The sequence below is a fragment of the Streptomyces sp. NPDC059788 genome (assembly GCF_042732265.1).
Lineage (GTDB): Bacteria > Actinomycetota > Actinomycetes > Streptomycetales > Streptomycetaceae > Streptomyces.
The window spans coordinates 22104-45930 of sequence record NZ_JBHWHY010000009.1 but is presented as its reverse complement, the minus strand read 5'-3'; the positions used below and the strand labels follow the sequence as shown (position 1 = coordinate 45930).

The window sequence follows — 23827 nt, the reverse complement described above, 5'->3', positions numbered from 1 at the left end:
CTCGGCGCGTCCTGCCGTGTGGCCGAGGCGTGCCGGTTCCGTACGGCGGTCCCTGTGCGGCTCCCGGCCCGGCGGGGCACGATCGCCCCATGACGACTCGAAACGGGCAGACCCCCCGACCGGACCGGTTCGCCGCGGACACCGTCGCCCTGATCACCGGCGGCACCAGCGGCGTGGGCCTGGCAGCCGCGCGGCGGCTGCTCGCGGACGGCGCCCGGGTGGTGGTGTGCGGACGCGACGAGCACCGTCTCGACGCCGCCGTGGCGCACCTGAGGGAGCAGGCGCACGAGGCGGTGGCGGGCGGCGAGACGGGGACGGGCGGAGCGGTGGTGCCGGGTGGCGGGGCGTCCGGCGGGGGCGGTACGGGCCCGGCGGGCGCCGCCGCGGACCGGGTGCTGGGTGTGCGGGCCGACACCGCCTCCGTCGCCGACCTGGACGCCGCCCTCCGGGCCGTACGCGACCGCTTCGGGCACCTCGACATCGTCTTCGCCAACGCGGGCCTGTATGCCGCGGCTCCCTTCGAGGAGATCACCGAGGCCGACTTCGACCGCGCGGTCGGCGTCAACTTCAAGGGCGTCTTCTTCACCGTCCAGCGCGCGCTGCCGCTGCTGCGGGACGGCGGCGCCGTCGTCATCAACGCCTCGTCGCTCATGCAGCGCGGCCAGGCGGACGCCACCTTGCACTCCGCGACCAAGGCCGCCGCGCACAACCTCGCCCGTACGCTCGCGGCGGCGCTCGCCGGGCGCCGCGTCCGCGTCAATTCCGTCAGCCCCGGCTACGTCGAGACGCCGATGTTCGCCGGCTCGGACATCGACCCGGCGCAGGCGGAGCAGCTGCGCGCCCGGACGGCCCTGGGCCGGTTCGCGCGCCCCGAGGAGATCGCCGACGCGGTGGCCTTCCTCGCCTCCGGTGAGGCGTCGTACGTCAACGGGCAGGACCTGGTGGTCGACGGCGGGATGCAGGGCTGCGAGATGTGAGGAGCGGTGCGGCGGCGTACCGGTGTACCGGCGTGTCCTGTGTGCCGTCGCGCCGGCCTGTCGTTATGTCGCTTTCTGTGAGATTCAGCATGTAAGAGGGTGGTAGTCCGGGTATGGCGGTGGCGGTCATACTTTCCGGAGCCGTAGTGGAATGTGATCTTCCGATACGGCCTGCCCCGCACCCCGGACGCCCCTTAAGGACGCCCATGAGCACGCTCGACTCCCTGATCGTCGGCCTCAACGACGGTCTCTGGACCTACCTGCTGATACCGCTGGTGGTCTGCGCGGGGCTGTATTTCACGGTCCGCTCCAGGGCCGTACAGCTGCGGCTCTTCCCCGAGATGCTGCGTGTGCTCGGGGACCGGTCGCAGCCCAGGGCGGACGGCTCCAAGCCGGTCTCGTCCTTCGGCGCCTTCACCCTCTCCGCGGCGGCGCGGGTCGGTACGGGCAACATCGCCGGTGTCGCCACCGCCATCACCCTGGGCGGCGCGGGCGCGGTGTTCTGGATGTGGGTGATGGCGCTCGTCGGCGGAGCCTCGGCGTTCGTGGAGTCGGCGCTGGCCCAGCTCTACAAGGTCCGCAACGACGACGGCTCGGGTACGTACCGGGGTGGCCCCGCCTACTACATGCAGCGCGGGCTCGGTAAGCGCTGGCCCGGCGTCCTGTTCGCGGTCGCCATCACCGTGACCTTCGGTTTCGTCTTCAACGCCGTGCAGTCCAACACGATCACGGCGGTCGCCTCCGGGTCCGTCTCCGGCAGCGGGTCCTCGTGGTTCGCCCCGGCGGTCGGCCTGCTGCTGGCCGTACTGCTCGGCGTCGCGATCTGCGGCGGGGTGCGCCGGATCACCTCGGTCACGACCGTCCTCGTACCGGTCATGGCCGTCGTCTACCTGCTGCTGGGCGCCGCCGTCGTCCTCCTCAACCTCGGCGACCTGCCGCGGGTCCTCGGCGACATCGTCGGCGGCGCGTTCGGCTTCAAGGAGCTGGCGGCCGGCGGGATCGGCGCGGCGATCCAGCAGGGCGTACGGCGCGGCATGTTCTCCAACGAGGCGGGTCTGGGCTCCGCGCCCAACGCGGGTGCCGCGGCGGAGGTCACCCACCCGGTCAAGCAGGGCCTCGTACAGTCCCTCGGCGTCTTCTTCGACACCCTGCTGATCTGCACGATGACCGCCTTCATCATCCTGACGACCACCCCGGACCTGGGCGGACGCCAGGGCGCCGACCTCACCCAGACCGCGCTGACCGACACGCTCGGCGGCTGGGCCGGTCATGTGCTGACGGTCGTCGTCTTCATGCTCGCCTTCAGCTCCATGATCGGGAACTACTACTACGGCGAGTCCAACATCGGCTTCATGACCCGGCGCACCTGGGTCCTGCCCGTCTACCGCGCCGTCGTCCTCGCGGTCGTCTTCCTGGGCGCGCTGGGCTCGGTCGGCGTCGTCTGGAACCTCGCCGACGTCTTCATGGGCTTCATGGCCCTGGTCAACCTGCTGGCCATCATCCCCCTGTCGGCCATCGCCTTCCGCCTCCTCGACGACTACACCGCCCAGCGCCGGTCGGGCCTCGACCCGGTGTTCACCAGGTCGCGGATGCCGGATCTGACGGGGGTGGAGTGCTGGCCGGACGAGGGCGAGGGCAGAGACAGCAGTGAGGAGACGGGCCCGCGGGCCGCGTCCGTGGCGACGCCGGCCTAGCAGCGGGGCCCGGGGCAGGGCGCGCTTCTCGGCCACTTCCTGCCGTTCTGCCTCAGCTGATCAGGGCCCGGCCGGACGCCTGCCCGCTGGCGGTTCCGGCGCCGCCGGTGGTCCCGGCCGCCGGGGCGTCGGCGGCGGGGGCGGTGTCCGGGGCCGTGGCGGCGTTCAGATCCGCCAGGGCCTGCTTGCCGAAGCCGAAGAAGTACGTGGCCAAGAAGCCGGCCGCGTAGCCGATGAGCAGGCCCAGCGCGTAGACGACGAGGGTGGCGCCGAGGGGCTGGTTGCCCTTGAGCAGGGGGAACAGGGCCCAGCCGGACGGGCCGATGGCGGTGGAGCCGGCCGCCGTACCGAGCTGGTTGAACAGGCCCACGAAGCCGCCGCCGAACGCGCCGCCGACGCAGGCGGTGACGAACGGGCGGCCCAGCGGCAGCGAGACGCCGTAGATGAGCGGTTCGCCGACCCCGAGGAAGCCTGCGGGCAGCGCGGACTTGATGGTCGTACGGATCGAGCGGTTGCCCGGCAGCCGGACGTAGACCGCCAGGGCGGCGCCCACCTGGCCGGCGCCGGCCATCGCGAGGATGGGCAGCAGGACCGTGTAGCCCTGCTGTTCGATGAGCGTGGTGTGGATGGGGATCAGGGCCTGGTGCAGGCCCAGCATGACGAGCGGCAGGAAGAGGCCGCCGAGCAGGAACCCGGCCGCCGCGCCGCCGTGCGCGAGCAGCCAGTTCGCGCAGGTGCCGATGGCGGTGGAGACCTCACCGGCCACGAACATCAGCCCGAAGAGCGTGACCAGGCCGGAGAGCAGCACGGTCACGGTGGGGGTGACCAGCACGTCGATCGCCTCGGGGACGCGCCGGCGGCACCACTTCTCGATCCGCACGGCGAGCAGCGCCGCGCCCAGCGCCCCCAGGACGCCGCCCTGGCCCGGCGAGAGCTGCTGGCCGAAGGCGGTCACCTTGGCGACGCCCGCGTACACGATGATCGCCGCGACCGCGCCGCCGAGGACGGGCGTGCCGCCGAACTCCTTCGCGGTGTTGACGCCGACGAAGACCGCGATCAGGGACATGAAGCCGGAGGCGATGGCGGCCAGCGCCGGGACGAGGGCGGGCAGCACGCCGAAGTTGGTCAGCAGGCCGTTCAGGCCGGCGATGATGCCGCAGCCGATGAGAGCGGGGATCAGCGGGACGAAGATGTTCGCGATCCGGCGGAGGAAGAGCTTGACCGGGGTGGCGTTCCTGGCTTTCTGACGGGCCTTGAGGGCGGCGCCCTGGGTGGCCAGTTCGTCGGCGGTGGGGGATGCGGGAGCGGGAGCGGGGGAGGCGGCCGGGGCCGGGGAGACGTCGGGCTCAGCCGTGGCGGCCTCGGTGCTCCCGGCCTCGGCGTTTGCGGCCTCGACCAGGGACGCGAACTCCGGCGTGACCCGGGCGACCGTGCCGGGACCGAGCACGATCTGGTACGTGTCGTCCTCCACCACGCCCAGCACGGCGGGCAGCGCCTTCAGCGCGTCGTCCTGGACCAGTGAGCGGTCCCGGACGCCGAGGCGCAGCCGGGTCATGCAGTGCGTGACGGACGTGACGTTGGCGGCGCCGCCGACCAGGGGGAGGAGCGCGGCGGCGGTGGCGCGGTTCTTCTCATCGGACATGTGTGGTGCCTTGCTGTGCGTGCCGGGACGGCTGGAGTGCGGGGAAAGGCGCGCCGGGGTGGCGGCGGTGCGGCCTGCGGCCCGGGTGTGTCAGCTGTTGGGCGGTGGCGCGGTGTGCAGGGCGGTGTGCAGCGCGGCCCTGAGGTGGCCGCGGGCGTCGGCCAGCAGGCGGGCCGCCGCCGGGCCGTCGACCCCGGCGAGCACGACGAGGATCGCGTTCTTGACCTCGCCGTCCGTGGCGGCGAGGGCGGCCTCGATCTCCGTGTCCCCGGCGCCGGTGGCCAGCGCCACGATGCGGCGCGAGCGGGCCCGCAGCTTCTCGTTGGAGGCGCGGACGTCCACCATCAGGTTCCCGTAGGTCTTGCCCAGCCGGATCATGGTGATGGTCGAGAGCATGTTGAGGACCAGCTTCTGTGCCGTACCGGCCTTCAGGCGCGTGGAGCCCGTGAGGAGTTCGGGGCCGACGACGACCTCGATGCCGTGCTCGGCGGCCGCGGCCAGCGCGGAGCCCGCGTTGCACGACAGGCCGACGGTCAGCGCGCCATGGGCCGCGCGGGCGTGTTCGACGGCGCCGATCGCGTACGGGGTGCGGCCGGAGGCGGAGACGCCGACCACTGTGTCGTCGGCGGTCAGGCCCAGCGCGTCCAGGTCGGCGGCGGCCAGCTCCTTGCTGTCCTCGGCGCCCTCGACGGCGGTGACCATGGCGGCGGGGCCGCCCGCGATCAGGCCCACGACCTCGGACGGGTCGGTGTTGAAGGTGGGCGGGCACTCGCTCGCGTCCAGCACGCCGAGGCGGCCGGCGGTCCCCGCGCCCGCGTAGACCAGGCGGCCGCCGCGGGCCATCCGCTCGGCGGTGGCGTCGATGGCGGCGGCGATCTCGGGCAGCCGGTCGGCGACGGCGGCGGGGACGGTGGTGTCCTCGCCGTTCATCGTGCGGGCGATTTCCAGGGTGGACAGCCGGTCGATCTCGGCGAGTTCGGGCCGGAAGGCTTCGGTGGTGAGCGAGTCCAGTTGGGCGCGCAGCTGCGCGTACTCGGCGGGGGAGGTCATGGTGGTGGCGGCTCTTTCCGGGCTCGTACGGCTCTGTACGGGGGAGCGGAGACGGCGGACGTGGGCGGCAGTGGGATCAGCGGGTGGGGGCGCGGGGCGAGTGGCGGTGGGCGAGGGCTTCGTAGGAGGCGGACAGGGCGGGCGCCGCGGTCTCGTACGTACGCTGTGCGACGCCGACGAACAGGCAGTCCACGACGAGCAGCTGGCTCGTGCGGGAGGACATCGCGGCGGGGCGCAGCTCGCTCTCGCGGGCGGTGGACGTGGTCAGGATGTGGTCGGCGTACGAGGCGATGTCGCCGTCCGGGCGGCCGGTGATCGCGATGGTCGTCGCGCCGTGGTCGAAGGCCACCCGCAGGGGCTCTATGACGTCGGTCGTGCGCCCCGAATGGGTGATCGCGAGGGCCACGTCGCCGGCGCGCATCTGGACCGCGTTGGTCACCGCGAGGTGCGGGTCGGAGTGGGCGTGCGCGATCAGGCCGATCCGCAGCAGCTTCTGGACCAGGTCCTGGCCCACGAGGTTGGAGGCGCCTATCCCGTACACGTCGATGCGCCGGGCGGCGGCCAGCGCGCCGACCGCGGCCTCCAGCTGCGTCACGTCCAGCCCGGCCGCGGTGTCGGCCAGGCACTGCTGCTCCTCCTGGGCGAGCTTGGCGACCACGTCGGGGAGCGTGTCGTCGACGGCTATGTCGGCGGTGACGGCGGGGGCGCTGCCGGTGGCCTGCTGGGCGGCGAGGGCGGCCAGCGCGAGGCGCAGGTCGCGGTAGCCCGGGTAGCCGAGCAGGCGCGAGGTGCGCACGACGGTGGCCTCGCTCGTGCCCGTACGCGCGGCGAGGCCGGTGACGGTGAGCGCGGCGCAGCCGGCCGGGTCGCCCGCGACCGCCTCCGCGACCCGCTGCATGGACCGGGTCATGGAGGGCGCCAGCGTCCGCACCTTGGCGGCCAGGGCCGCGGGGGCGGGCGGGCTCGGGGCGGCCCGGACGGCGGCGCCGGAGTCCTTGAAAGTTTCCTTCAGCTCAGGGCTCACAGCTGAAAAATAATTTCACCGCCGGTCCGCGTCAATACCCCCTGAGCGGCTGTGGACAGACGGTCGCGGGGGTGGCAGAACGGGTGGTCGGCGGAGGACCGTACGCCGGGCCGGAGCCGGGGGGGCGGGCGCCCGGGGCCGGGTGGCCGGACGGGCCGGGAGTGCCTGGCCGGGGCCGCCGTCGCGGTCAGCCGGGGCGGTTGTCAGTGGTGCGGGAGAGAATGGGGGACATGGAGCTCGAACAGGCACTGCACGCGGCCCGCGCCCTGGTCCTCGCGGATCTGGTGGCGGGCGAAGTCGCCGACGCGGAGATCGTCTCGCTCGTCGAGGACTCCGTGGCGCATCGGCGATGGTGGGTCGAGCAGTGGCCCGAGGGCGTCGAGTTCGTGTCCGGGCTGATAGCGCAGGACGTCCAGGACGCGCTGCTGGAGCGCTACGGCCGCTGGCCGCTGTGCCCCGTGTGCATGCACGGCGGCGATCCGCACGCACTCGACGTCGAGCCCGAGTTGGGGCCCGACCCGCACTGGGTCTGCCCCAAGACGGCGGTCTCGGTGGCGCGGGTCGGCTCGCTGGGCGTCATGAAGGGGAGCTGACGTGGCGCTCTTCATCGACCCGCCCACCTGGCCCGGACACGGCCGGATGTGGTCCCACCTCGTCAGCGACACCTCGTTCGCGGAGCTGCACGCCTTCGCCGAGCGCATCGGCTGCCCGCAGCGGGCGTTCGACGGCGATCACTACGACATACCGGCCGAGCGCCACGCCGACGCGGTGCGCGCGGGCGCGGTGGAGATCGGCAGCAAGGAGCTGGTGCGCCTGCTGCGCGAAGCGGGCCTGCGGCGGCCGAAGAGCGGACAGGGCGGGGCGGTGGGCCGGTAGGCCCGGGGGCCCGCCAGGGGGGCGGGGCCCCGGCCTACCGGCCCCGCCAGGGGGCGGGCCCGGTCTTACCGCCCCTGCCAGGGCCTCCGGCCTGCCCGCCCTCGGCTTCAGCCCCGCTGCGCGGCCTCGGCCGATTCGGCCGATTCGGCCGACTCGGCCGTTCGCGCCGCATCCGTCGGCGTGCGCGCCGCGTCGGCCGAGGAGGCGACGAGGCGGGAGGCGCTCCGCGTACGGTGCAGCCGCAGGGCGACGACCGTGGTGCCGACGCCCAGCACCGCGAGCAGCGCGGCCGTCCACGCGACGGCCGGGTAGCCCCAGCCCGCGCCGATGACGAGCCCGCCCAGCCACGGCCCGATCGTGTTGCCCAGGTTGAAGGCGGACGTGGTGGTCGCGCCGGCCAGCGTCGGCGCGGCGGTCGCCACGTTGAACATCCGGGCGTTCAGCGCCGGCGCGGTGGCGAACGCGGTGACGCCGAGCAGCAGCGAGAGTGTGACGGCGGCGATGGGCTGGTGCGCGGTCAGGGCCAGCAGCGCGAGCACGGTGGCCGAGGCGCTGATGCCCCCGATGATCGTCCCGAACGGGTGCGCGTCCGCTATCCGTCCGCCGACGAACGTACCGATCAGCGCGCCGACGCCGAACAGCGCCAGTACGGTCGGCACGCTGCCCTCGGACAGGCCCGCGGTGTCGGTCAGCAGCGGCCCCAGGTAGGAGAACAGCGCGAAGACCGCCGCGCCGTTCAGCGCGGTGCCGATCAGTGCCAGCCAGACCTGCTTGTCCCGGTAGATGCTCAGTTCGCGGCGGAGCACCGGCCGCTCGTCACCGGTCGGCACGGCGGTGCGCGGCACCAGCGCGATCACGCCGATCAGGCCGACCGCCGAGAGGACCGCCACGGCCCAGAAGGCCGACCGCCAGCCCGCGTGCTGCCCGAGCAGCGCGCCGGCCGGGACGCCCGCGATGTTGGCGATGCTCAGCCCGCCGACCATCACGGCCATCGCGCGGGCGCGGGCCGTGACCGGCACCAGCGACACCGCGACGGCCGCGCCGACCGCCCAGAAGCCGGCGCAGGCGAGCGCGCTGACCACGCGCGAGACGAACAGCACGCCGTACGACGGCGCCAACGCGCCCGCCACCTGCCCGAGGCCGAAGACGGCGAGCAGCGCGATCAGCGTGGTGCGGCGCGGCAGTTGCAGGGTGGCCCCGGCGAGCACCGGGGCGCCGACCACCATGCCGATCGCGAAGGCGGAGACCAGGAGACCGGCCTGGGGGATGGACACCCCCATGTCCCGGGCCAGGGGCTGGAGGATGCCCGACAGCATGAATTCGCTGGTGCCGAGGGCGAAGACGGAGAGCCCGAGGACGTAGACGGCCAGGGGCATGCGGGTGCGGGCGGGAGCGGGGGTGGCGGCGGGAGCGGGATGGTCAGGCATGTCACGCACGAACAGTGCCGACGCGCCTGACATTCCCGGCCGCGGTGTCGATCCCGGAACGGTACCGGGCGGTTCCGGACCCGTTCCGGGCGGTCCCGGACCGGTGCCGGATCGATTCAAGAGCGGTTTCGATCGCTTCCGTACGGCTGGCCGGGTCGCGCCCCCGCGGCGTTTTGCCCCGTGGGCCCGGGGTACCTCGGCGGCTGCGCCCGGCCCGCGAAGGCGCGGAAGCCCGTATGAGGAGGGCGGAGGCCCGTATGAGGAGGTCCGTATGACGCGTGCGAGGACGGTGGTCAGCGGCGTACTGACGGGGATCGGCACGGCCGCCTTCGTCGACGAGACGGTCTTCCACCAGCTGCTGCACTGGCACCACTTCTACGACAAGTCCACCACGGACGTCGGCCTGGTCTCCGACGGACTGTTCCACGCGGGCAGCTGGCTCGCGATGGTGGCGGGCCTGGTCCTGTACGCGGACGTGCGCCGCCGCGGGACCCTGGTGCCCCGGGCGTGGTGGGGCGGGCTGTGCCTGGGACTGGGCGGGTTCCAGCTCTATGACGGCACGTTCCAGCACAAGGTCCTGGGCATCCACCAGATCCGTTACGGCGTGGACCTGGCGCCGTACGACTGGACGTGGGGCGGGATCGCCGTGCTGCTCCTGCTGGCCGGCGCGCTCCTGCTGGTCCGCGCCGGGCGCGCACCATCACGCGCCACGTCGCGCACCGCGCCGCCCACCGTCTCCCGCAGCCGATGACGGCGACCGCCCTGCCCCCGCCCTTCACCGCGGCCGTCACCACCGCCACCGTCCTCGGCTGCCTCGCCTACCTGGCCGCCGCGGCCCGGCTGCGCGCCCGCGGGGACGCCTGGCCGTACGGGCGCGACGCGCTGTTCTGCGCGGGCGGCGCGGTGCTGGTGGCGGGCGTCGCCGAGCCGTGGGGCGCCGCGCCGCCGTTCACCGCCCACATGCTCACGCACCTGTGTGTGGGCATGGCGGCCCCGCTGCTCCTGGTGCTCGGCCGTCCGCTGACGCTGGTCCTGCGCACCGCGCCCGTACCCGTAAGGCGCCGCCTCGTGTCCCTGGCCCGCGCGCGCTGGGCGGCGGTCTGGGCTCTGCCGCCGGTGGCGGCCCTGCTCGACTTCGGCGGGCTGTGGCTGCTGTACCGCACCCCGCTGCTGTCCGTCGCCCACCACAGCCCCTGGCTGAACACGGCCGTGCACGTCCACATCCTGCTCGCGGGCGCCCTGTTCTCCTTCGGCCTGCTCGCTCTGGACCCCGTACGGCACCGCCCCGGCCCCGGCCTGCGGGCCGGCGTGCTGCTGGCCGCGGGAGCCGCGCACGCCGTCCTCGCCAAGTCCCTGTACGCGACGGGCCCGCCCGGCACGTCCTTCGGTACGGCCGACCTGCACCTGGCCTCGCAGGTCATGTACTACGGCGGCGATGCCGTCGAACTGGCACTGGCGGCCGTCGTGGCGTACCAGTGGTACCGGGCCGAGGGCCGTGCCCTGCGGCGCGCGCGGCGCGTACAACCCCGCCTGCGGTGCGAACAGCCCCGCCCGCGGCGCGCGCGGCGCGCACAGTCGCGACAGCGGCCCGGCCGCGCGCCCGTCCCTACTCGGTGGTGAGCAGCTCCAGTTCGGTGCTCAGATTGCGGCGGGCCACCCGCTCCCACTGCTGCTTCCCGTACAGGGTCCGGAACACGCTCTCCATGCCCAGGAGCCGGCGCAGCACACCGGCGCGCCCGTCGCGGAAATCCCGGTCCGGCACGAACCCGTACTCCTCGCGGACGGCGGCGGCGTAGGCCGCGTACTGCTCGGGCGCCCCCGCCAGAACCGCCAGGTCCGCGTCGCACAGGGCCGCGCCGTTGTGGTCGTCGGGGCCCGGGTCGTGGCTCGCGGTGAGCCGTACGAGGCGGGCGACCTCGGCCGTACAGGCGCCGTCGATGCCCAGCTCGGGCAGCGCGCGCTCGGCGAGGGAGGCGCTGCGCTCCTCGTTCTCGGAGCGCTCGGGGCGGTAGACGGCGTCGTGGAACCAGGCGGCCAGGCGGACGGCGTCCCAGTCCACGGGGACGCCGGCGTCCAGGTCGGTCGCGTGCACGGCCAGCTCGTCGACGCGGTCCAGTACGGCGATGAGGTGGCCGGTGGTGTGGTAGCGCCGCTGCGGCTCGGCCCAGCGGGCGAGCAGGTTGTCCGCGTACGGGGCCGGGTCGGGGTCGGCGGGCCCGCTGCCGCCCCGGGCGCCTGCGACGGCGGTGGCCCAGCGGTGGTGCAGGTCCGGGAACGGGTCGGCGCCGCCACCGAAGTGGGCGTGTGCCGTACCGGACGGTGGTGTCGTGCGAGCCATACGGGCCATTGTGCCCGTGTGGAGGTCAAGAGGGGGTTTCCGGTCGAGTACCGGGGCGTTGTGGCCCCCGGGGGCGGGTCGGCCCGTACCCTGGGACATTGGACTAGACCTGTCGTCCTCTCGCTGTCCGCGTCGGCATCCCGTCTCGTCCTGCTCAGTCGTCTCGTCGAAGGAATGGGGACCCATGACCAAGCGCGCACTCCTGGAGGTGATCGCGCTCGACGCCGCCGACGCGGTGGCCGCCCAGGCCGGCGGGGCGGACCGCCTCGAACTCGTCAGCGACATGGCCGCCGACGGGCTCACCCCGTCGCCGCGGACCGTCGCGGCGGTCCGGGCGGCCGTCGACATCCCGGTGCGGGTGATGCTGCGGGCCGCGGACGGCTTCGCCGCGGGCGAGGTGGACGCGCTGTGCGCGTCGGCCACGGCGCTGCGGGCCGAGGGGGCGGAGGAGTTCGTCTTCGGCTTCCTCGACGCGGCCGGCAGGCCGGACCTGGCCGCCGTACGGGCACTGGCCGCGGCGGTCGACGGCTGCCGGTGGACGTTCCACCGGGCCATCGACCGCGCCGCCGACCGCGCCGCGCTGCGCAGGGAACTGGCCGGGCTGCCCGGCCTGGACACGTACCTGACGGCGGGCTCGCCCGCGGGCGTCGAGGACGGCCTGCCGACGCTGCTGGCCGAGCGCGCCCGTACGGCGGACGGCGAGCCCGGCTACGAGCCGCGGCTCCTGGTCGGCGGCGGGCTGGTGCTCGCACACCTGCCGGAGCTGCTGGCGGCCGGAGTGGACGCCTTCCACATCGGCGGCGCGGCGCGCCCGTCCGGCTGGGCGGCGCCGGTGGACGCGGAGGCCGTGGCGGCGTGGCGGGGGGCGCTGGAAGGCGTACCGGTCTAGAGCGGAGCAGAGGCCGGGTCGGGCCGGTCCGGTGAGGGCCTGTGGCGCGCGGGTCCGCCGGCCGTCACCGGGCCGGGCCGGTGACGGCCGGACGGGCGCGCCGCACTCAGATCGACCGCCGGACGGGCACGCTGCCGGCCGCCCGTCCGGCCGCCCGTCCGGCCGCCCGTCCGGCTCCCGTCCGGCTCCCGTCCGGCACCTGCCCAGCGTCACCCCCTGGGCGCCCCCGGCCCCCAGGGCTCACCCCACCGCCGCCCCGAGCAGCCGCTCCGGCAGGCCCGCCGCGTGCACCACCGTGAGTCCGGAGACCGGGCGGGTCAGGCAGACGTACAGCCGGCGCAGGCCGGTGCGCTCGTCCGGTTCGCCGCCGACGATCGCGGCGGGCTCGTCGAGCACCACGTAGTCGTATTCGAGGCCCTTGGCGAGCGTGGCCGGGACCAGCGTCAGCCGGGCATCCGCCGAGGTCTCCTCGCCGGGCGCCAGGACGGCCAGGCCCGCCGCCTCCAGGGCCGCGCGCAGCGCGGGCAGCCGGGCCTCGGCGGCGATCAGGCCGATCGATCCTTCCTTGGCCAGCGCCTCGTGACAGGCGGCGATCACCGCGTCGTCCAGCTCCGCCGCCGCGACCGGCCGGATCGCGAAGTCGCCCGCGGACTCACGGATGGAGGTGGCCTCGGTCAGATCCGGGGCGATCGCGGGCAGCAGCCGCGAGGCGTACGCGATCACCTCGCGCGGCACCCGGAAGCCCAGCGTCAGCTCCTCGATCTGCGCGCCCGGCTTGCCCAGGTGCACCAGCGCCTCCTCCCACGTGTCGGTGGACCACGGCGTGGTGCCCTGCGCGATGTCGCCCAGGATCGTCGCCGAACCGGTCGTACAGCGCCGGCCCACCGCCCGGTACTGCATCGGCGACAGGTCCTGCGCCTCGTCGAGCACCACATGGCCCAGCGAGTGCGTACGGGAGACCAGGTCCGCCGCCTCGTCGATCAGCACCGCGTCCGCCGCCGACCACTTCGCGCTCTTCACGCTGCGGGCCGGCTTCGCCCACAGGATCGTCTTCTGCTCCTCCGGCGTCAGGACACCCGCCGCCTGCTCGGCCAGGAACTCCGCGTCGCCCAGCAGCCGCAGCACCAGCTTGGCCGGGTCGACCGGCGGCCACACCTCCTTGACCACCGCCTTGACGGCCGCGTTGCGCGCCACCGCGTCCTGCACCCGGTCGTCCGGCGCCTCGCCCGCCTGCTCCATCCGTACGAGCACGGCGTGCGCGATCCGCTGCGGCAGGGCCTCCCGGGCCGCCCCGTAACGGATGTCGCGGCGCAGCAACTCCTCGACGATCTCCTCGATCTCGTACGCCGGGACCCGCCAGCGCCGCGAACCGCGCACCACCACGCACGCCTCGGACGGCATCCGCACATGCGAACGCACCGCCCGCCGCAGCACCTCCGCCAGCCGCGCGTCGCCCTTGACCGTCGCCGCCGCGGCGTCGTCCGCGCCCCGCACCTCGACGTGCGCCACCAGGTCGTCGACCGTGGCCTGCTTGACCTCCAACTCGCCCAGCGCGGGCAGCACCTGCTCGATGTAGTGCAGGAAAGAGCGGTTCGGGCCGATGACGAGCGTGCCGGAACGGGCGAGGCGCTCGCGGTGCGCGTACAGCAGATACGCGACCCGGTGCAGGCCCACCGCGGTCTTGCCGGTGCCCGGCGCCCCCTGGACGCACACCGTGCCGCCGATCCCGGCACGCACGATCTCGTCCTGTTCCGGCTGGATCGTCGCCACGATGTCGCGCATCGGGCCCACCCGCGGCCGTTCGATCTCGGACTGGAGCAGCTTGCTGTGCTGCTCGGCCTCCGCCGGGTCGGTCAGGTGCTCGTCCTCGTACGCGGTCAGCTGCCCGGCCGTGTAGCCGAAGCGGCGGCGCAGCCCGAGGTCCATCGGGTCCTTCTTGGAGGCCCGGTAGAACGGCTGCGAGACCGGCGCGCGCCAGTCGATGACCATGGGGTCGCCGTCGGCGTCGTGGACGTGCCGGCGGCCGATGTAGAAGTTCTCCCCCTCCGCGCCCTCCGCGGCGTCCACGCCCGGCGCGTGCAGGTAGTCCAGCCGCCCGAAGAAGAGCGGGGTGTGGGCCAGGTCGGCGAGCGCCTTGATGCGGGCGTCCACCTCGCCCTGGAGGACTTCGGCGTTGACCCAGTTCGCGGTGACGTCCGCGATGTTGAGCGCCTCGGCGTCCCGGCGCATGGCGCGCAGCGCCGCCCGGGAGCCGGCGAGGTGGGCGCGTTCGCGCTCCAGGGGGTCGGGCTGGTCGTGGGCGCGGTCATGGGCCGGGCCTTGGGCCTGGTCGTGGGCGTGCGAGGGCACGGTGTTGCCTCCGGCGGATCCGGCTACGTACGTACGTGACGGCGTACTCGTAGGCGTCTTCAGATGCGTTCAGATGCGTGCAGCGAGAAGCCGGCCGGTTTCCGTGCGGCCGGTGGCACTCCGCAGAGGGAGGCGGGCAGACCGGCGATTGTAGCCAGCAGGTATCGGGGGCGCCAACGGATTTCCACGGCGGACGGACCTGCGACGACGTGGGGTTGCCGCCGTGCGCGCCGCGACGATCGTCGCGGCGACCCCTACACCTTCGGCCCGGCCCGTCCATCTCCCGTAGGGGACGGCATCGGACCAGGGGCTGACCAAAGGCCGATCAGGGATGGGCCCGTGGGCCGATGTGCGGCGACCCCGCGAAAACCATCATGGAGTCATGAGCAGCGCAACCATCACCCCAGGCCCTCTGCACCCGACCCACGGCGCCACCGCCCTCGGCCAGGACGCCGCCCGCGCACCGCGCACCCACGAGCAGCGCCACATCGTGGGCAACGTCTTCCGCGCGGTCAAGGTCTTCGCCGCCGCCGCGGTCAGCGTCGTCCTCCTCGGGGAGTACGCGGAGGACTGAGCCCTCCGCCCCGAGTCCGACACCCGTCCCGAACCTCCACCCAGCCCTCCACCTCAGTCCTCCATCCCGGACCACCACCCGCCCCAGCCTCCACCCCTCTCCGCGCCTCTCCCCCACCCCTCTCCGACCCTGATTTCCGGCCCAGACCGGCACAGATCAGCTCCGGATGACCGGAAACCATTACAAGCAGTCGGTCTCGATCGACTAGCGTCGCCGCAGACAGCGTGCAGCGTTCGGCGACGACGAGGAGGGGCCAACAAGTGTCTGCCGCCGAAGGGACGCGGTCGCTACCGCACAGACGGCCGTGGACGCGGCATCTCACCCGCCCGGGCAGGAAGACGATCGCCGCGGCAGTACTGCTCGTGGTGTCCCTGGCCGCACTGGCCGCCGTATTCCGGCTGGTGGAACTGTCCATGTCCGACATAGCCGTCTACCGTGCCGAGGGCGAGGCCGCGGCGACCGGCGGTGACCTGTACGGCTTCACCGTCACCGAGTGGAACCTCCCCGCGACGTACCCGCCCTTCGCCGCCCTGCTGTTCATCCCGACGACCTGGCTCCCGCTCGGCGCTCTCAAGGTCGCCTCCGTCGTCGTCAACGTGGCCCTGATCCCGGTCCTGCTGCACCTCTCGTACAAGGCCGCCTACACCACCGGCACCGGCCACCCCGCGGGCGCGTCCCGGCTGCGGAGCGCGCGGACGCTGCCCGTCGTGCTCGCCGCCACCGCGCTCGCCATCTGGTGCGAACCGGTCTTCCAGACCCTGGTCTTCGGGCAGATCAACATCGCCCTGACCTGCCTCGTCCTGTGGGACCTGGCCCGCCCGGACGGCGCCCGCCTCAAGGGCTTCGCGGTCGGCATCGCCACCGGAATCAAGCTCACCCCCGCGGTCTTCGCCGTCTACCTGCTGATCACCGGCCGGGTGCGCGCCGCCTGCACCGCCCTGGCCGGGTTCGCGGTCTCCGTCCTGCTCGGGCTGCTGGTGCTGCCGGACGCGAGCGTGGAGTTCTGGACGAAGCGGATGTTCGAGACGGGCCGGGTCGGCAAGGCGTGGATCGTCGACAACCAGTCCCTGCAGGGCTTCCTGGCCCGCACCGTGCACACCGCGGAACCGGGCCTGCTGTGGGTGGGCGCGGCACTGCTGACCGGCATGGCCGGGCTCCTCATCGCCCGCCGGGTGTACCTGCGGCGCGGCCTGGACTCCTGGGGCGTGCTGTGCACCGCCGTCACGGCCCTGCTCGTCTCGCCGATCAGCTGGTCCCACCACTGGGTGTGGTGCGTGCCACTGCTGGTCACCCTCGGGGCGCACGTCCGCGGCGTACGGTGGCGCCGCGTCCTGCTCGCGGCCGTGGCGCTCGCCTTCACGGCCCGCACGATGTGGATACTCCCGCACCAGGGCGACCTCGACCTGAAGTTCTCCTGGTGGCAGCAGCCGCTGGCCGCCCCCTACCCGGTCCTGGGACTGGCGTTGCTGGCGGCGGTGGCCTGGTGGAGCCGCCGGCCCCCGGCCGCCCCGCTGTCGGCCCTGGCCCGCCGCCCCTTCCCGCTGCCCCGCGCTGCCCGCCCGGCCCGCGAACTGAGCACCCGCATCCCCGAACGCTGACGCCGGCCCGACCGGGCGCCCACCGCGCCCGGTCCGGCCCTCTCACCCCTCTGCCAGCAGCTCCGTGGCGTCCACGATCCGGTACGCGTACCCCTGCTCCGCCAGGAAGCGCTGCCGGTGCGCCGCGAAGTCCTGGTCGACGGTGTCGCGCGCGACGACCGAGTAGAAGCGCGCCTCGTGCCCGTCCGCCTTGGGCCGCAGCACCCGCCCCAGCCGCTGCGCCTCCTCCTGCCGGGACCCGAACGTGCCCGACACCTGGATCGCCACCGTCGCCTCCGGCAGGTCGATCGAGAAGTTCGCGACCTTGGAGACGACCAGCACGGAGATCTCGCCCTCCCGGAACGCGTCGAAGAGCTTCTCGCGCTGCGCGTTGCTCGTCTCGCCCTTGATCACCGGGGCGTCCAGGTGCTCGCCCAGCTCGTCGAGCTGGTCGATGTACTGCCCGATGACCAGGGTCTGCTCACCCTTGTGCCGCCGTACCAGCGCCTCGGTCACGCTCTGCTTGCTGGCCGTCGTCGCGCAGTACCGGTACTTCTCCTCGGTCTCCGCCGTCGCGTACGCCAGCCGCTCCGACTCGGTCAGATTGACCCGTACCTCGACGCAGTCCGCCGGCGCGATGTACCCCTGCGCCTCGATCTCCTTCCACGGCGCGTCGAAGCGCTTCGGCCCGATCAGCGAGAAGACGTCCGACTCGCGCCCGTCCTCGCGCACGAGCGTCGCGGTCAGCCCCAGCCGCCGCCGGGCCTGCAGGTCGGCGGTGAACTTGAAGACGGGGGCGGGCAGCAGATGCACCTCGTCGTAGACGATCAGCCCCCAGTCCCGCGAGTCGAACAGCTCCAGGTGCGGGTAGACGCCCTTCCGCTTGGTCGTCAGCACCTGGTACGTCGCGATGGTGACCGGCCGGATCTCCTTCTTCGTACCGCTGTACTCGCCGATCTCGTCCTCGGTCAGCGAGGTCCGCTTCACCAGCTCGTGCTTCCACTGCCGCGCCGAGACGGTGTTGGTGACCAGGATCAGCGTGGTCGCCTTGGCCTGCGCCATCGCACCGGCCCCCACCAGCGTCTTTCCCGCGCCACAGGGCAGTACGACGACACCCGACCCGCCGTGCCAGAACCCCTCCACGGCCTGCTGCTGGTACGGCCGCAGCGACCAGCCGCTCTCGTCCAGGTCGATCGCGTGGGCCTCGCCGTCCACGTACCCGGCCAGGTCCTCGGCCGGCCAGCCCAGCTTGAGCAGCGTCTGCTTGATCTGCCCGCGCTCGGAAGGGTGCACCACGACGGTGTCCGGGTCCAGCCGGGCCCCCACCAGCGGCTGTACCTTCTTCGACCGCAGGATCTCCTCCAGCACCGGCCGGTCGGTGGTGGTCAGCACCAGCCCGTGCGCCGGGTGCTTGGTCAGCGTCAGCCGCCCGTACCGCGACATGGTCTCGGCGATGTCCACCAGCAGCGCGTGCGGCACGGGATAGCGCGAGAACGCGACGAGCGCGTCCACGACCTGCTCGGCCTCGTGCCCGGCGGCCCGCGCGTTCCACAGCCCGAGCGGCGTCACCCGGTACGTGTGGATGTGCTCCGGCGCCCGCTCCAGCTCCGCGAACGGCGCGATGGCCCGCCGGCACGCCTCCGCCTGCTCGTGGTCGACTTCCAGCAGCAGCGTCTTGTCGCTCTGGACGATGAGAGGTCCGTTCACGCGCCTCGCCTTTCGCGTCACCTGCACCCGGCCGTCTTCCAGCCCGACCGCGGCACCCGGCCGCCCGTACGGCCAAACGTCCAGTGTGCCGCATCGGCGGCGAGGACCGGGGCGGTGCCGGATACGTATGGAGGCACGCGGCCGCCCGCACGGCGAAAGCGCCCCTCCCCGAAGGGAGAGGCGCTTGTGCCCGGGGATTTCGCTCAGCCGGCGGTGACGTCGAGCGTGCGCGACGTCGTCCGGGCCTGGGGATTCTTCTCGGGGCCGCCCCATACGATCACCACGGCCCTGCCCGTGGGCGCGCCGGAGGCGATCCGCAGCCGGACGTCCATGGTCCGCAGCTCACCCTTGGCGAGCTTCGTCGGGTTCAGGGAGCCGAGGGTGTCGATCGGCCGGTTGCGGGTGACCTTCCACGGCTGCCACGGGGCATCGGGGGAGGTGCGGTACTCGATCTGGGCCTGGCCGGGCTGCGCCCTGCCTGCGAGACCCACGCTCATGAGGAGCTTGAAGTTCGCGATGTCCGCCTCGCCCCGGCGGTTGTCCAGGACGAGCTGGAACTGCCGCCAGCCGCTGCCCGCCCGGATTTCGGACTCGGGGGGCAGACCCGTGAACGCCACTCGGGCGCTGTGGTCCGTCGCCTTGTCCGGGGGAACCTGGACCCCGTCGGCGGGCCGGACGTCGAAGCTCAGGGAGGTGCTGCCGCCCCACCCGGTGTGGGAGTGCGAACCCACCATCGCGTTGATGATGCCGTGGCCGGCGACATGCGACGCGTACCGTATGCGCACGTCGATGGTGAAGACGGCGCCCTTCTCCACCCGGCCCCATTCGATCGAGTGCGAGTTGCCGCCGAACGTGAAGGGCTGCTGCCAGGAACCGTTCTGGGCCCGGTATTCGAGCTCGGAGTCGCCGGCCTTGAAGTCGCTTGCCGACACGAAGGTTTCGACAACCGCGTAAAAGTCCTCCATGGTCCTGCCCGCGCGGTTGTCGACGGTGAGCTGCAGCTCCGTCCAGACACCCGCGGTGACGTTCCCGGGCACCTTGGCGGACACGGCGGCGCGCCCGGACTCCGTGGTGACGGCCGACTGCGAACCGGCCGCCGGCTTCCCGGCCGCCACGGCCGGAGCCGAAAGGAGCAGAGCCGGGGCTATCGCGGCAGCGGCGACGGCAACCGCGATTCGATGAGACTTCACGTGAGGTGACCACCTGGTGTCGACGTACGGGGACAGGCACCGAATGGCTGTGCGGCCCCTTGAGAGATGATCATCGTATGTCGGTAATTAGGGCAGCGACAGCGCATTTACGGCCTGCCCGACGGCTCGTGGCCGCGATCGCGAGCACCAGGCTGTTGGGCTCGGGGGCCGTGGAATCGTCGTAGTACTCGGTGCGCGCCGTCGGCTCACCCGTCCTCGGGGCGGGCGGCGGCCCGCACGGCGTCGCAGCTCCCCTCAAGAAGCCGTCTCGTCCGCCAGTTCCGCCACGCCCGTGATGCGGTGGAGGGGGAAGGTGCGGACCTCGTCGGCGGTGTGGTCGTAGGCGGTGACGAAGCCGCCCTCGACGCGGACGGGGGCGATGACGCGCTGGCTGGCGGCGCCGTCGGCGTTGACGTAGCCGATCCACAGGGTGGCGTTGGTCAGGACGGCGGCCTGCATGGTGGCGAGGGTCTCGGCGGAGGTGGTGCGGGGGAGGCCGCCGGGGGCCGGGGCGGTGGGGGCGTTGGCCGGCTTGCGTTCGGCGGTGGCGGCCAGGTCGCCGGCGCGGATGGCGCGGACCGCCGCTTCGAGGAGGGTGGTGTCGGGCTCGGGCGGGCCCTCCGGGACCGGGGTGGGCGCGCTGCGCGGCGGGGTGCGGTAGGCGTCGGGGCGGGCGATGAGGACGTCGCCCTCGGCGGATTCGGCGGCCGGGGCGTAGCCCATCGCGCGCAGGCCCTCCAGGAGCTGGTCGGGCGGGGCGGCCGAGGCCAGCACGGTCGGGGCGAGGCGGCGCAGGCGCAGGCCGACGGCCCGGCGGTCGGCGAGGATCTCGGTGAGGAGTGCGTCGTCGTCGCAGCGTACGTACGCGGAGGCCGCGCCGACGCGGAGCCGGCCGTGGCGCCGGGCCACGTCGTCGATGAGGTAGGCGAGCGGCTGCGGCACCGGGGTGCGGGAGTGGGTGGCGAGGAAGGACTGCAGTTCGGCGGCGGACCGGCCGGCGTCCAGGGCGCGGCGTACGGAAGCGGGGGTGAAGCGGTAGACCGTGGCGCCGCCCTTGGACTCGATGTCGGCGAGGACGCCGAGCGCGTCGGCGAGGGGGCGCTCCAGGGGGCCGGGGGCGACGGCGGTCAGGTCGGCCTGGAGGAGGACGTGGTCGAGGGGCTCGGGGAGGAGGGGGCTCAGGAGGGCGGCGGCGCGCTGGGCGGGATCGGCCCCGGGGGCGGCTTCCAGGAGCGCGCGGGTGTGGGTGGCGAGGGCGCCGCGGCCGGTGATGCCGAGGAGTTCGGCTTCGGCGAGCGTCCAGCGGGCGATGCGGGAGCGGAGGTCGTCGGTGGCGGAGGCGGCTGTGGCCGCGTTGCGGGCGGCGTTGGCGTCGGCCGTGGTGGCAGGGTCCGGGCGGCGGGCGGGGGCCTTGGCGCCGCTGTTGGCGGCGGCGTCGGGCGCTGTGCGGGACGCGCCGCGCAGCGGGTGTTCCCAGCGCAGCCGGTCCAGTACGGCCTGTGCCGGTACGGACGTGCCGGGGGCCAGGGACGCGAGGAGGGCGAGCGTCCGGTGGCGTACCTCGGGTGCGGCGGACCGGTCGAGGTTCGGGCCGAGCGCGGACAGCGTGCGGCCCTTCGGGTCGGGGGAGCCGACCAGTCCGGCCGTACGGGTGGCCGCCAGCCAGGCCGTGGCCAGCCGCGTCCAGCGCTCCTCGGTGGGGAGCCGGCGCCAGTCCTCGGCGGCGGGGGTGGGGGCGTACCGCTCGTCCGCTTCGCCGTCGGATGCCAGCAGACCGGCCGCGTAGGCGAGTTCGAGCCAGAACGCGGCGAGCTGCTCGGTGCAGTCCAGGGCGGCGGCGGTCCGCTTGAGGTCGCGGACCGACAGGCCGCCGGCGCGCAGCACGCCCGGTCCGCCGAGGTCCCACTCCTTGAGCAGTTCCTCGACGGTGGCCAGCGCGGTGAACGCCTGGCCGGCCGCGGCGCTGTCCACAAGCTGTGGATCACGCTCGGTGGTGGGCGCGAGGGCGGGCGGCAGCGGCTCGGGCACGCGGTGCGCGCGCCCGGCGCGCAGGTGCAGCGCGGCCTCGCGGGGGAGGACGACGTTGCGCGGCCCGGCGGGCAGCAGCAGCCCGCGGTCGAGCAGCCATTGCAGGTGCGCGGCGGGCCGGTCGGTGACGGCCCCGTACGGCGGGCCCCAGACCAGCCGGTCCAGGACGGTATGGGCCTCCGCGGGCGCATCGGCGAGCAGCTCCGCCATGCGCGTACGGTCCTGGAACAGCCCGGACAGGGCGGCGACGGCGGTCACCGGATCGTGGGTCGCGGCCAGTCCGGCGGTGGCCAGGATCTCCTGGAGGCGGCCGGGCGACATACCGGACGAGGCCTCGGCGACGGTCGGCCCGAGGCCGGTGGGGGAGGGGTGCGCGGGGCCGGGCGCGAGCAGTTCGCGGGCCGTACGGACGAGGCGCAGCCGGTCGTCGCCGCCCCAGACCAGCGCCTGGTCCCGCAGGGTGCGCAGGGCGCGGGGCAGTTCGGTGGTGATGGCGGTGGTGGTGCCGGGGGCGGGGGTGTTCTCGTCCGTGGCGTTTGTGGTCGTGGCGTTTGTGGTGCGGGTCCCGTTGGTTCCGCTGGGCGCGTTGGCTCCGTTCGGCCAGTCCGCGCCATTAGTCCCGTCCGTGCCCGCGTCCCCCGCCATCAGCCCGAGCAGCGTCTCGTACGGGCAGGGGTCGGGCGCCACGGCCAGCGCCTCGGCGGTCTGCAGCGCGAAGCGGTCCAGGCGCTCCACGGCCCGCACGACCGAGGCGCGGGTGCCGGCCCGGGTGGCGAGCTGGGTCAGGTCGCCGGGGACCGGGTTGAGGAGATCGGGGCGGGCCCGCAGCAGGTCGGCGAGCCCGCTGTCGGGGCGGGTGCGGAGCTCTTCGGCGAGCGTGCGGGGTGTTTCACTCATCCGCTACACGGTAGCGGGGGCGTGTGACGTTGTCGGGTGCGGCGCCGCGCCCGCCGTCGTCCCGCTGTCGCGGCGGCGGCGTGCGGCCGGTTCGGGAGCCGGTGCGCGCGGGTGTCCGGGCCGGTCGGCGGTGCCGCCTCCGTAAGAAGAGCGATCGGGGGTACCGTCTCCGGAGGAACCGGGCTGTGCCACAGGGGATTTCGTGGGGATCGAGAGCGACCAGCTGGTCTTTGACTATCTGAGCCGGGTCGGTGATCTGGCCCAGCAGCGCGGGCTGTCCTCCGGGGCGCGGATGCGCCTGGTGGCCGAGCTGCGGGCGCAGGTGGACGCGGTGAAGCCGGACACGGTGCCCGGGGTGAGACGCGTGCTGTCCCGGCTCGGTACGCCGGAGGCGGTGGTGAAGGCGGCCGGGGGCAGCGGTCCGCCGCCCCCGCCCGGGTCCCAGGGCGGGCCGGAGCCACGGCCGGGCCTGCGCGACAAGCTGGGCGGCGCCGCCCGCCGCCTGGGCACGGGCGGTACGGGCGGCAGCGGTACGGCCGGTAGCGGTACGGGCAGCAGCAGCTTTACGGGCAGCACCACGGGCGCCCCCGGCGAGTCGAGCACCACGGGCGGTCCCGGCGGCCAGGACGGCGGCCCGGCCAGGAGCGGCGGCCTCCCGGGCCTGTCCGGCCTCGGCGAAGGCCTGCGCGGCCTCGCCGGAAAGGTCCCCGCACCACGCGACGGCAGGCGCCGCCCGGCCCGCAGACAGGAACCGGAGCCGCCGCCGACCGCTTCCCCGCCGCACCTCGCGGGCTTCGACGAGCTGGGGGACGGCACCGTAGACCTCGGTGACGACCTCCACGAACCCGACTGGTGGCGCGTGGAGGACGGTCCGCACGGCCCGTTCACCTCGTACGAACCCGGCGAGACGGTGCCCGGCTTCATCGGTGGCATCGAGATCCCCGAGATCCGCGAGCGCCCTCCGGGCGAGCGCAAGGACGGCCCGCTGTCCCTGGAGAAGGGCGCGCGGGACGCGGACGAGGAGGCGGAGGACGAGGAGGCCGAGGACGGGGAAGAGGACGGCGAGCACGGGGAGGAGGCGGCCGGGGCGCCGCGCGGCATGCTGCCACGCGTACTGCCGGGCGTGCTCGCGTGGCGTCGGCGGTCGGCCGCGCCCGAGCCGTACGCCGAGGAGCCCGAGCCGGTGGAGTACGTACAGGCCGCGCGGCCCCCGCTCAGCCCCGTCCTGCTGCTGGCCGTGCTCCTGCTGGTGGCGGGCGCGGTGCTGGGGTCCTGGCTGGCGCTCGCCGGCGGCTGGGTGATCGCCTACACCTCCCGGCGGCTGCCCCGCCGTGAGGCGAAGTTCGCGGCGCTCGGGGTGCCGGGGCTGATCGTCGGCGGGCTGGTGGTGTGGCTGTGGGGCCGGGTGGACGGGCGGTGGGGCGAGCCCATCGCGGAGGGACAGCTGGGGCCCGAGCTGACGGGGGTGCTGCCGGTGGTGGTGCGGGTCGCGGCCGTGGCCTCCGCGCTGTTCCTGGTGTGGCGGATGCGACGGCAGCCGCGTTGAGCGGGGGCGGGCCCCGGCCGGACCCGCCGGGGCCCGGCCCGC

Annotated in this window: 19 protein-coding genes; 10 read left to right on the top strand and 9 right to left on the bottom strand. The window is 74.1% G+C overall.

The features are described 5' to 3' along the window. Window positions 1–89 precede the first annotated feature (89 nt). Together ACFV57_RS10195 and ACFV57_RS10190 are read left to right on the top strand one after the other, a co-directional pair. Window positions 90–977, top strand: coding sequence for an SDR family NAD(P)-dependent oxidoreductase (locus ACFV57_RS10195; protein ID WP_385228174.1), 888 nt, complete (start codon window positions 90–92; stop codon window positions 975–977). A gap of 206 nt (window positions 978–1183) precedes the next feature. Next, window positions 1184–2671 carry an alanine/glycine:cation symporter family protein gene (locus ACFV57_RS10190; protein ID WP_385228171.1) on the top strand — a complete coding sequence of 496 codons (1488 nt, stop codon included), beginning with the start codon at window positions 1184–1186 and terminating at the stop codon, window positions 2669–2671. Between the two features lie 52 nt (window positions 2672–2723). Here the strand turns inward: ACFV57_RS10190 and ACFV57_RS10185 are convergent, their stop codons facing one another. The 3 genes from ACFV57_RS10185 to ACFV57_RS10175 all read right to left on the bottom strand — a co-directional run bounded on the left by ACFV57_RS10185 (window position 2724) and on the right by ACFV57_RS10175 (window position 6387). Next, the gene (locus tag ACFV57_RS10185) at window positions 2724–4313 is read right to left on the bottom strand and encodes a PTS transporter subunit EIIC (RefSeq protein ID WP_385228167.1); all 1590 of its coding nucleotides are present in this window, start codon (window positions 4311–4313) and stop codon (window positions 2724–2726) included. Between the two features lie 90 nt (window positions 4314–4403). Next, the gene (gene murQ, locus ACFV57_RS10180; protein WP_385228164.1) at window positions 4404–5363 is read right to left on the bottom strand and encodes an N-acetylmuramic acid 6-phosphate etherase; all 960 of its coding nucleotides are present in this window, start codon (window positions 5361–5363) and stop codon (window positions 4404–4406) included. Between the two features lie 76 nt (window positions 5364–5439). Beyond that, the gene (locus ACFV57_RS10175) at window positions 5440–6387 is read right to left on the bottom strand and encodes a MurR/RpiR family transcriptional regulator (protein ID WP_385228161.1); all 948 of its coding nucleotides are present in this window, start codon (window positions 6385–6387) and stop codon (window positions 5440–5442) included. Window positions 6388–6617: 230 nt separating this feature from the next. Between ACFV57_RS10175 and ACFV57_RS10170 the strand changes: the two genes are divergently transcribed. Together ACFV57_RS10170 and ACFV57_RS10165 are read left to right on the top strand one after the other, a co-directional pair. Then, on the top strand, window positions 6618–6980 hold the full coding sequence (locus ACFV57_RS10170) for a hypothetical protein (RefSeq protein WP_385228158.1): 363 nt from the start codon (window positions 6618–6620) through the stop codon (window positions 6978–6980). A 1-nt stretch (window position 6981) separates the two neighbouring features. Beyond that, the gene (locus tag ACFV57_RS10165; RefSeq protein ID WP_385228155.1) at window positions 6982–7263 is read left to right on the top strand and encodes a DUF4031 domain-containing protein; all 282 of its coding nucleotides are present in this window, start codon (window positions 6982–6984) and stop codon (window positions 7261–7263) included. 107 nt (window positions 7264–7370) lie between these two features. On the opposite strand, the gene ACFV57_RS10160 is transcribed toward ACFV57_RS10165, so the two are convergent. Next, the gene (locus ACFV57_RS10160) at window positions 7371–8639 is read right to left on the bottom strand and encodes a Cmx/CmrA family chloramphenicol efflux MFS transporter (RefSeq protein ID WP_385228547.1); all 1269 of its coding nucleotides are present in this window, start codon (window positions 8637–8639) and stop codon (window positions 7371–7373) included. A gap of 322 nt (window positions 8640–8961) precedes the next feature. Here ACFV57_RS10160 and ACFV57_RS10155 point away from each other — a divergent pair, with 322 nt between their 5' ends. Both ACFV57_RS10155 and ACFV57_RS10150 read left to right on the top strand, forming a co-directional pair. Next, the gene (locus ACFV57_RS10155; protein ID WP_385228152.1) at window positions 8962–9441 is read left to right on the top strand and encodes a DUF2243 domain-containing protein; all 480 of its coding nucleotides are present in this window, start codon (window positions 8962–8964) and stop codon (window positions 9439–9441) included. Beyond that, window positions 9438–10310 carry a cytochrome c oxidase assembly protein gene (locus ACFV57_RS10150; protein WP_385228149.1) on the top strand — a complete coding sequence of 291 codons (873 nt, stop codon included), beginning with the start codon at window positions 9438–9440 and terminating at the stop codon, window positions 10308–10310. The genes ACFV57_RS10155 and ACFV57_RS10150 overlap by 4 nt, the downstream gene beginning before the upstream one ends. On the opposite strand, the gene ACFV57_RS10145 is transcribed toward ACFV57_RS10150, so the two are convergent. Next, window positions 10297–11028, bottom strand: coding sequence for a hypothetical protein (locus ACFV57_RS10145; RefSeq protein WP_385228146.1), 732 nt, complete (start codon window positions 11026–11028; stop codon window positions 10297–10299). The two genes, ACFV57_RS10150 and ACFV57_RS10145, sit on opposite strands and share 14 nt — an antisense overlap. Window positions 11029–11212: 184 nt before the next feature. On the opposite strand from ACFV57_RS10145, the gene ACFV57_RS10140 reads away from it, so the two are divergent. After that, entirely contained in the window at window positions 11213–11917 is a 705-nt protein-coding gene (locus ACFV57_RS10140) for a copper homeostasis protein CutC (RefSeq protein ID WP_385228143.1), read from the top strand. A 240-nt stretch (window positions 11918–12157) separates the two neighbouring features. Here the strand turns inward: ACFV57_RS10140 and ACFV57_RS10135 are convergent, their stop codons facing one another. Further along, the gene (locus ACFV57_RS10135) at window positions 12158–14266 is read right to left on the bottom strand and encodes a HelD family protein (RefSeq protein ID WP_385228140.1); all 2109 of its coding nucleotides are present in this window, start codon (window positions 14264–14266) and stop codon (window positions 12158–12160) included. Window positions 14267–14648: 382 nt separating this feature from the next. Here ACFV57_RS10135 and ACFV57_RS10130 point away from each other — a divergent pair, with 382 nt between their 5' ends. Beyond that, a complete protein-coding gene (locus ACFV57_RS10130; protein WP_385228137.1) occupies window positions 14649–14840 on the top strand; it encodes a hypothetical protein in 192 nt (63 codons plus the stop codon). Between the two features lie 260 nt (window positions 14841–15100). Then, the gene (locus ACFV57_RS10125; RefSeq protein ID WP_385228134.1) at window positions 15101–16438 is read left to right on the top strand and encodes a glycosyltransferase 87 family protein; all 1338 of its coding nucleotides are present in this window, start codon (window positions 15101–15103) and stop codon (window positions 16436–16438) included. 42 nt (window positions 16439–16480) lie between these two features. On the opposite strand, the gene ACFV57_RS10120 is transcribed toward ACFV57_RS10125, so the two are convergent. The 3 genes from ACFV57_RS10120 to ACFV57_RS10110 all read right to left on the bottom strand — a co-directional run bounded on the left by ACFV57_RS10120 (window position 16481) and on the right by ACFV57_RS10110 (window position 22239). Then, entirely contained in the window at window positions 16481–18124 is a 1644-nt protein-coding gene (locus tag ACFV57_RS10120; protein ID WP_385228131.1) for a DNA repair helicase XPB, read from the bottom strand. A 203-nt stretch (window positions 18125–18327) separates the two neighbouring features. After that, window positions 18328–19314 (bottom strand): hypothetical protein, encoded by a 987-nt coding sequence (locus tag ACFV57_RS10115; RefSeq protein ID WP_385228128.1) that lies wholly within the window; start codon window positions 19312–19314, stop codon window positions 18328–18330. A 255-nt stretch (window positions 19315–19569) separates the two neighbouring features. Further along, complete coding sequence (locus ACFV57_RS10110; protein WP_385228125.1) at window positions 19570–22239, bottom strand: helicase-associated domain-containing protein; 2670 nt, start codon at window positions 22237–22239, stop codon at window positions 19570–19572. A 202-nt stretch (window positions 22240–22441) separates the two neighbouring features. Between ACFV57_RS10110 and ACFV57_RS10105 the strand changes: the two genes are divergently transcribed. Further along, complete coding sequence (locus ACFV57_RS10105) at window positions 22442–23785, top strand: hypothetical protein (protein ID WP_385228123.1); 1344 nt, start codon at window positions 22442–22444, stop codon at window positions 23783–23785. Window positions 23786–23827 lie beyond the last annotated feature (42 nt).

Coding starts and splice junctions, on each gene's coding strand:
- ACFV57_RS10130 (WP_385228137.1), top strand. CDS start 14,649: ATGAGCAGCGCAACCATCACCCCAGGCCCTCTGCACCCGACCCACGGC.
- ACFV57_RS10160 (WP_385228547.1), bottom strand. CDS start 8,639: ATGCCCCTGGCCGTCTACGTCCTCGGGCTCTCCGTCTTCGCCCTCGGC.
- ACFV57_RS10110 (WP_385228125.1), bottom strand. CDS start 22,239: ATGAGTGAAACACCCCGCACGCTCGCCGAAGAGCTCCGCACCCGCCCC.
- ACFV57_RS10195 (WP_385228174.1), top strand. CDS start 90: ATGACGACTCGAAACGGGCAGACCCCCCGACCGGACCGGTTCGCCGCG.
- ACFV57_RS10185 (WP_385228167.1), bottom strand. CDS start 4,313: ATGTCCGATGAGAAGAACCGCGCCACCGCCGCCGCGCTCCTCCCCCTG.
- murQ (WP_385228164.1), bottom strand. CDS start 5,363: ATGACCTCCCCCGCCGAGTACGCGCAGCTGCGCGCCCAACTGGACTCG.
- ACFV57_RS10145 (WP_385228146.1), bottom strand. CDS start 11,028: ATGGCTCGCACGACACCACCGTCCGGTACGGCACACGCCCACTTCGGT.
- ACFV57_RS10170 (WP_385228158.1), top strand. CDS start 6,618: ATGGAGCTCGAACAGGCACTGCACGCGGCCCGCGCCCTGGTCCTCGCG.
- ACFV57_RS10155 (WP_385228152.1), top strand. CDS start 8,962: ATGACGCGTGCGAGGACGGTGGTCAGCGGCGTACTGACGGGGATCGGC.
- ACFV57_RS10140 (WP_385228143.1), top strand. CDS start 11,213: ATGACCAAGCGCGCACTCCTGGAGGTGATCGCGCTCGACGCCGCCGAC.
- ACFV57_RS10190 (WP_385228171.1), top strand. CDS start 1,184: ATGAGCACGCTCGACTCCCTGATCGTCGGCCTCAACGACGGTCTCTGG.
- ACFV57_RS10150 (WP_385228149.1), top strand. CDS start 9,438: ATGACGGCGACCGCCCTGCCCCCGCCCTTCACCGCGGCCGTCACCACC.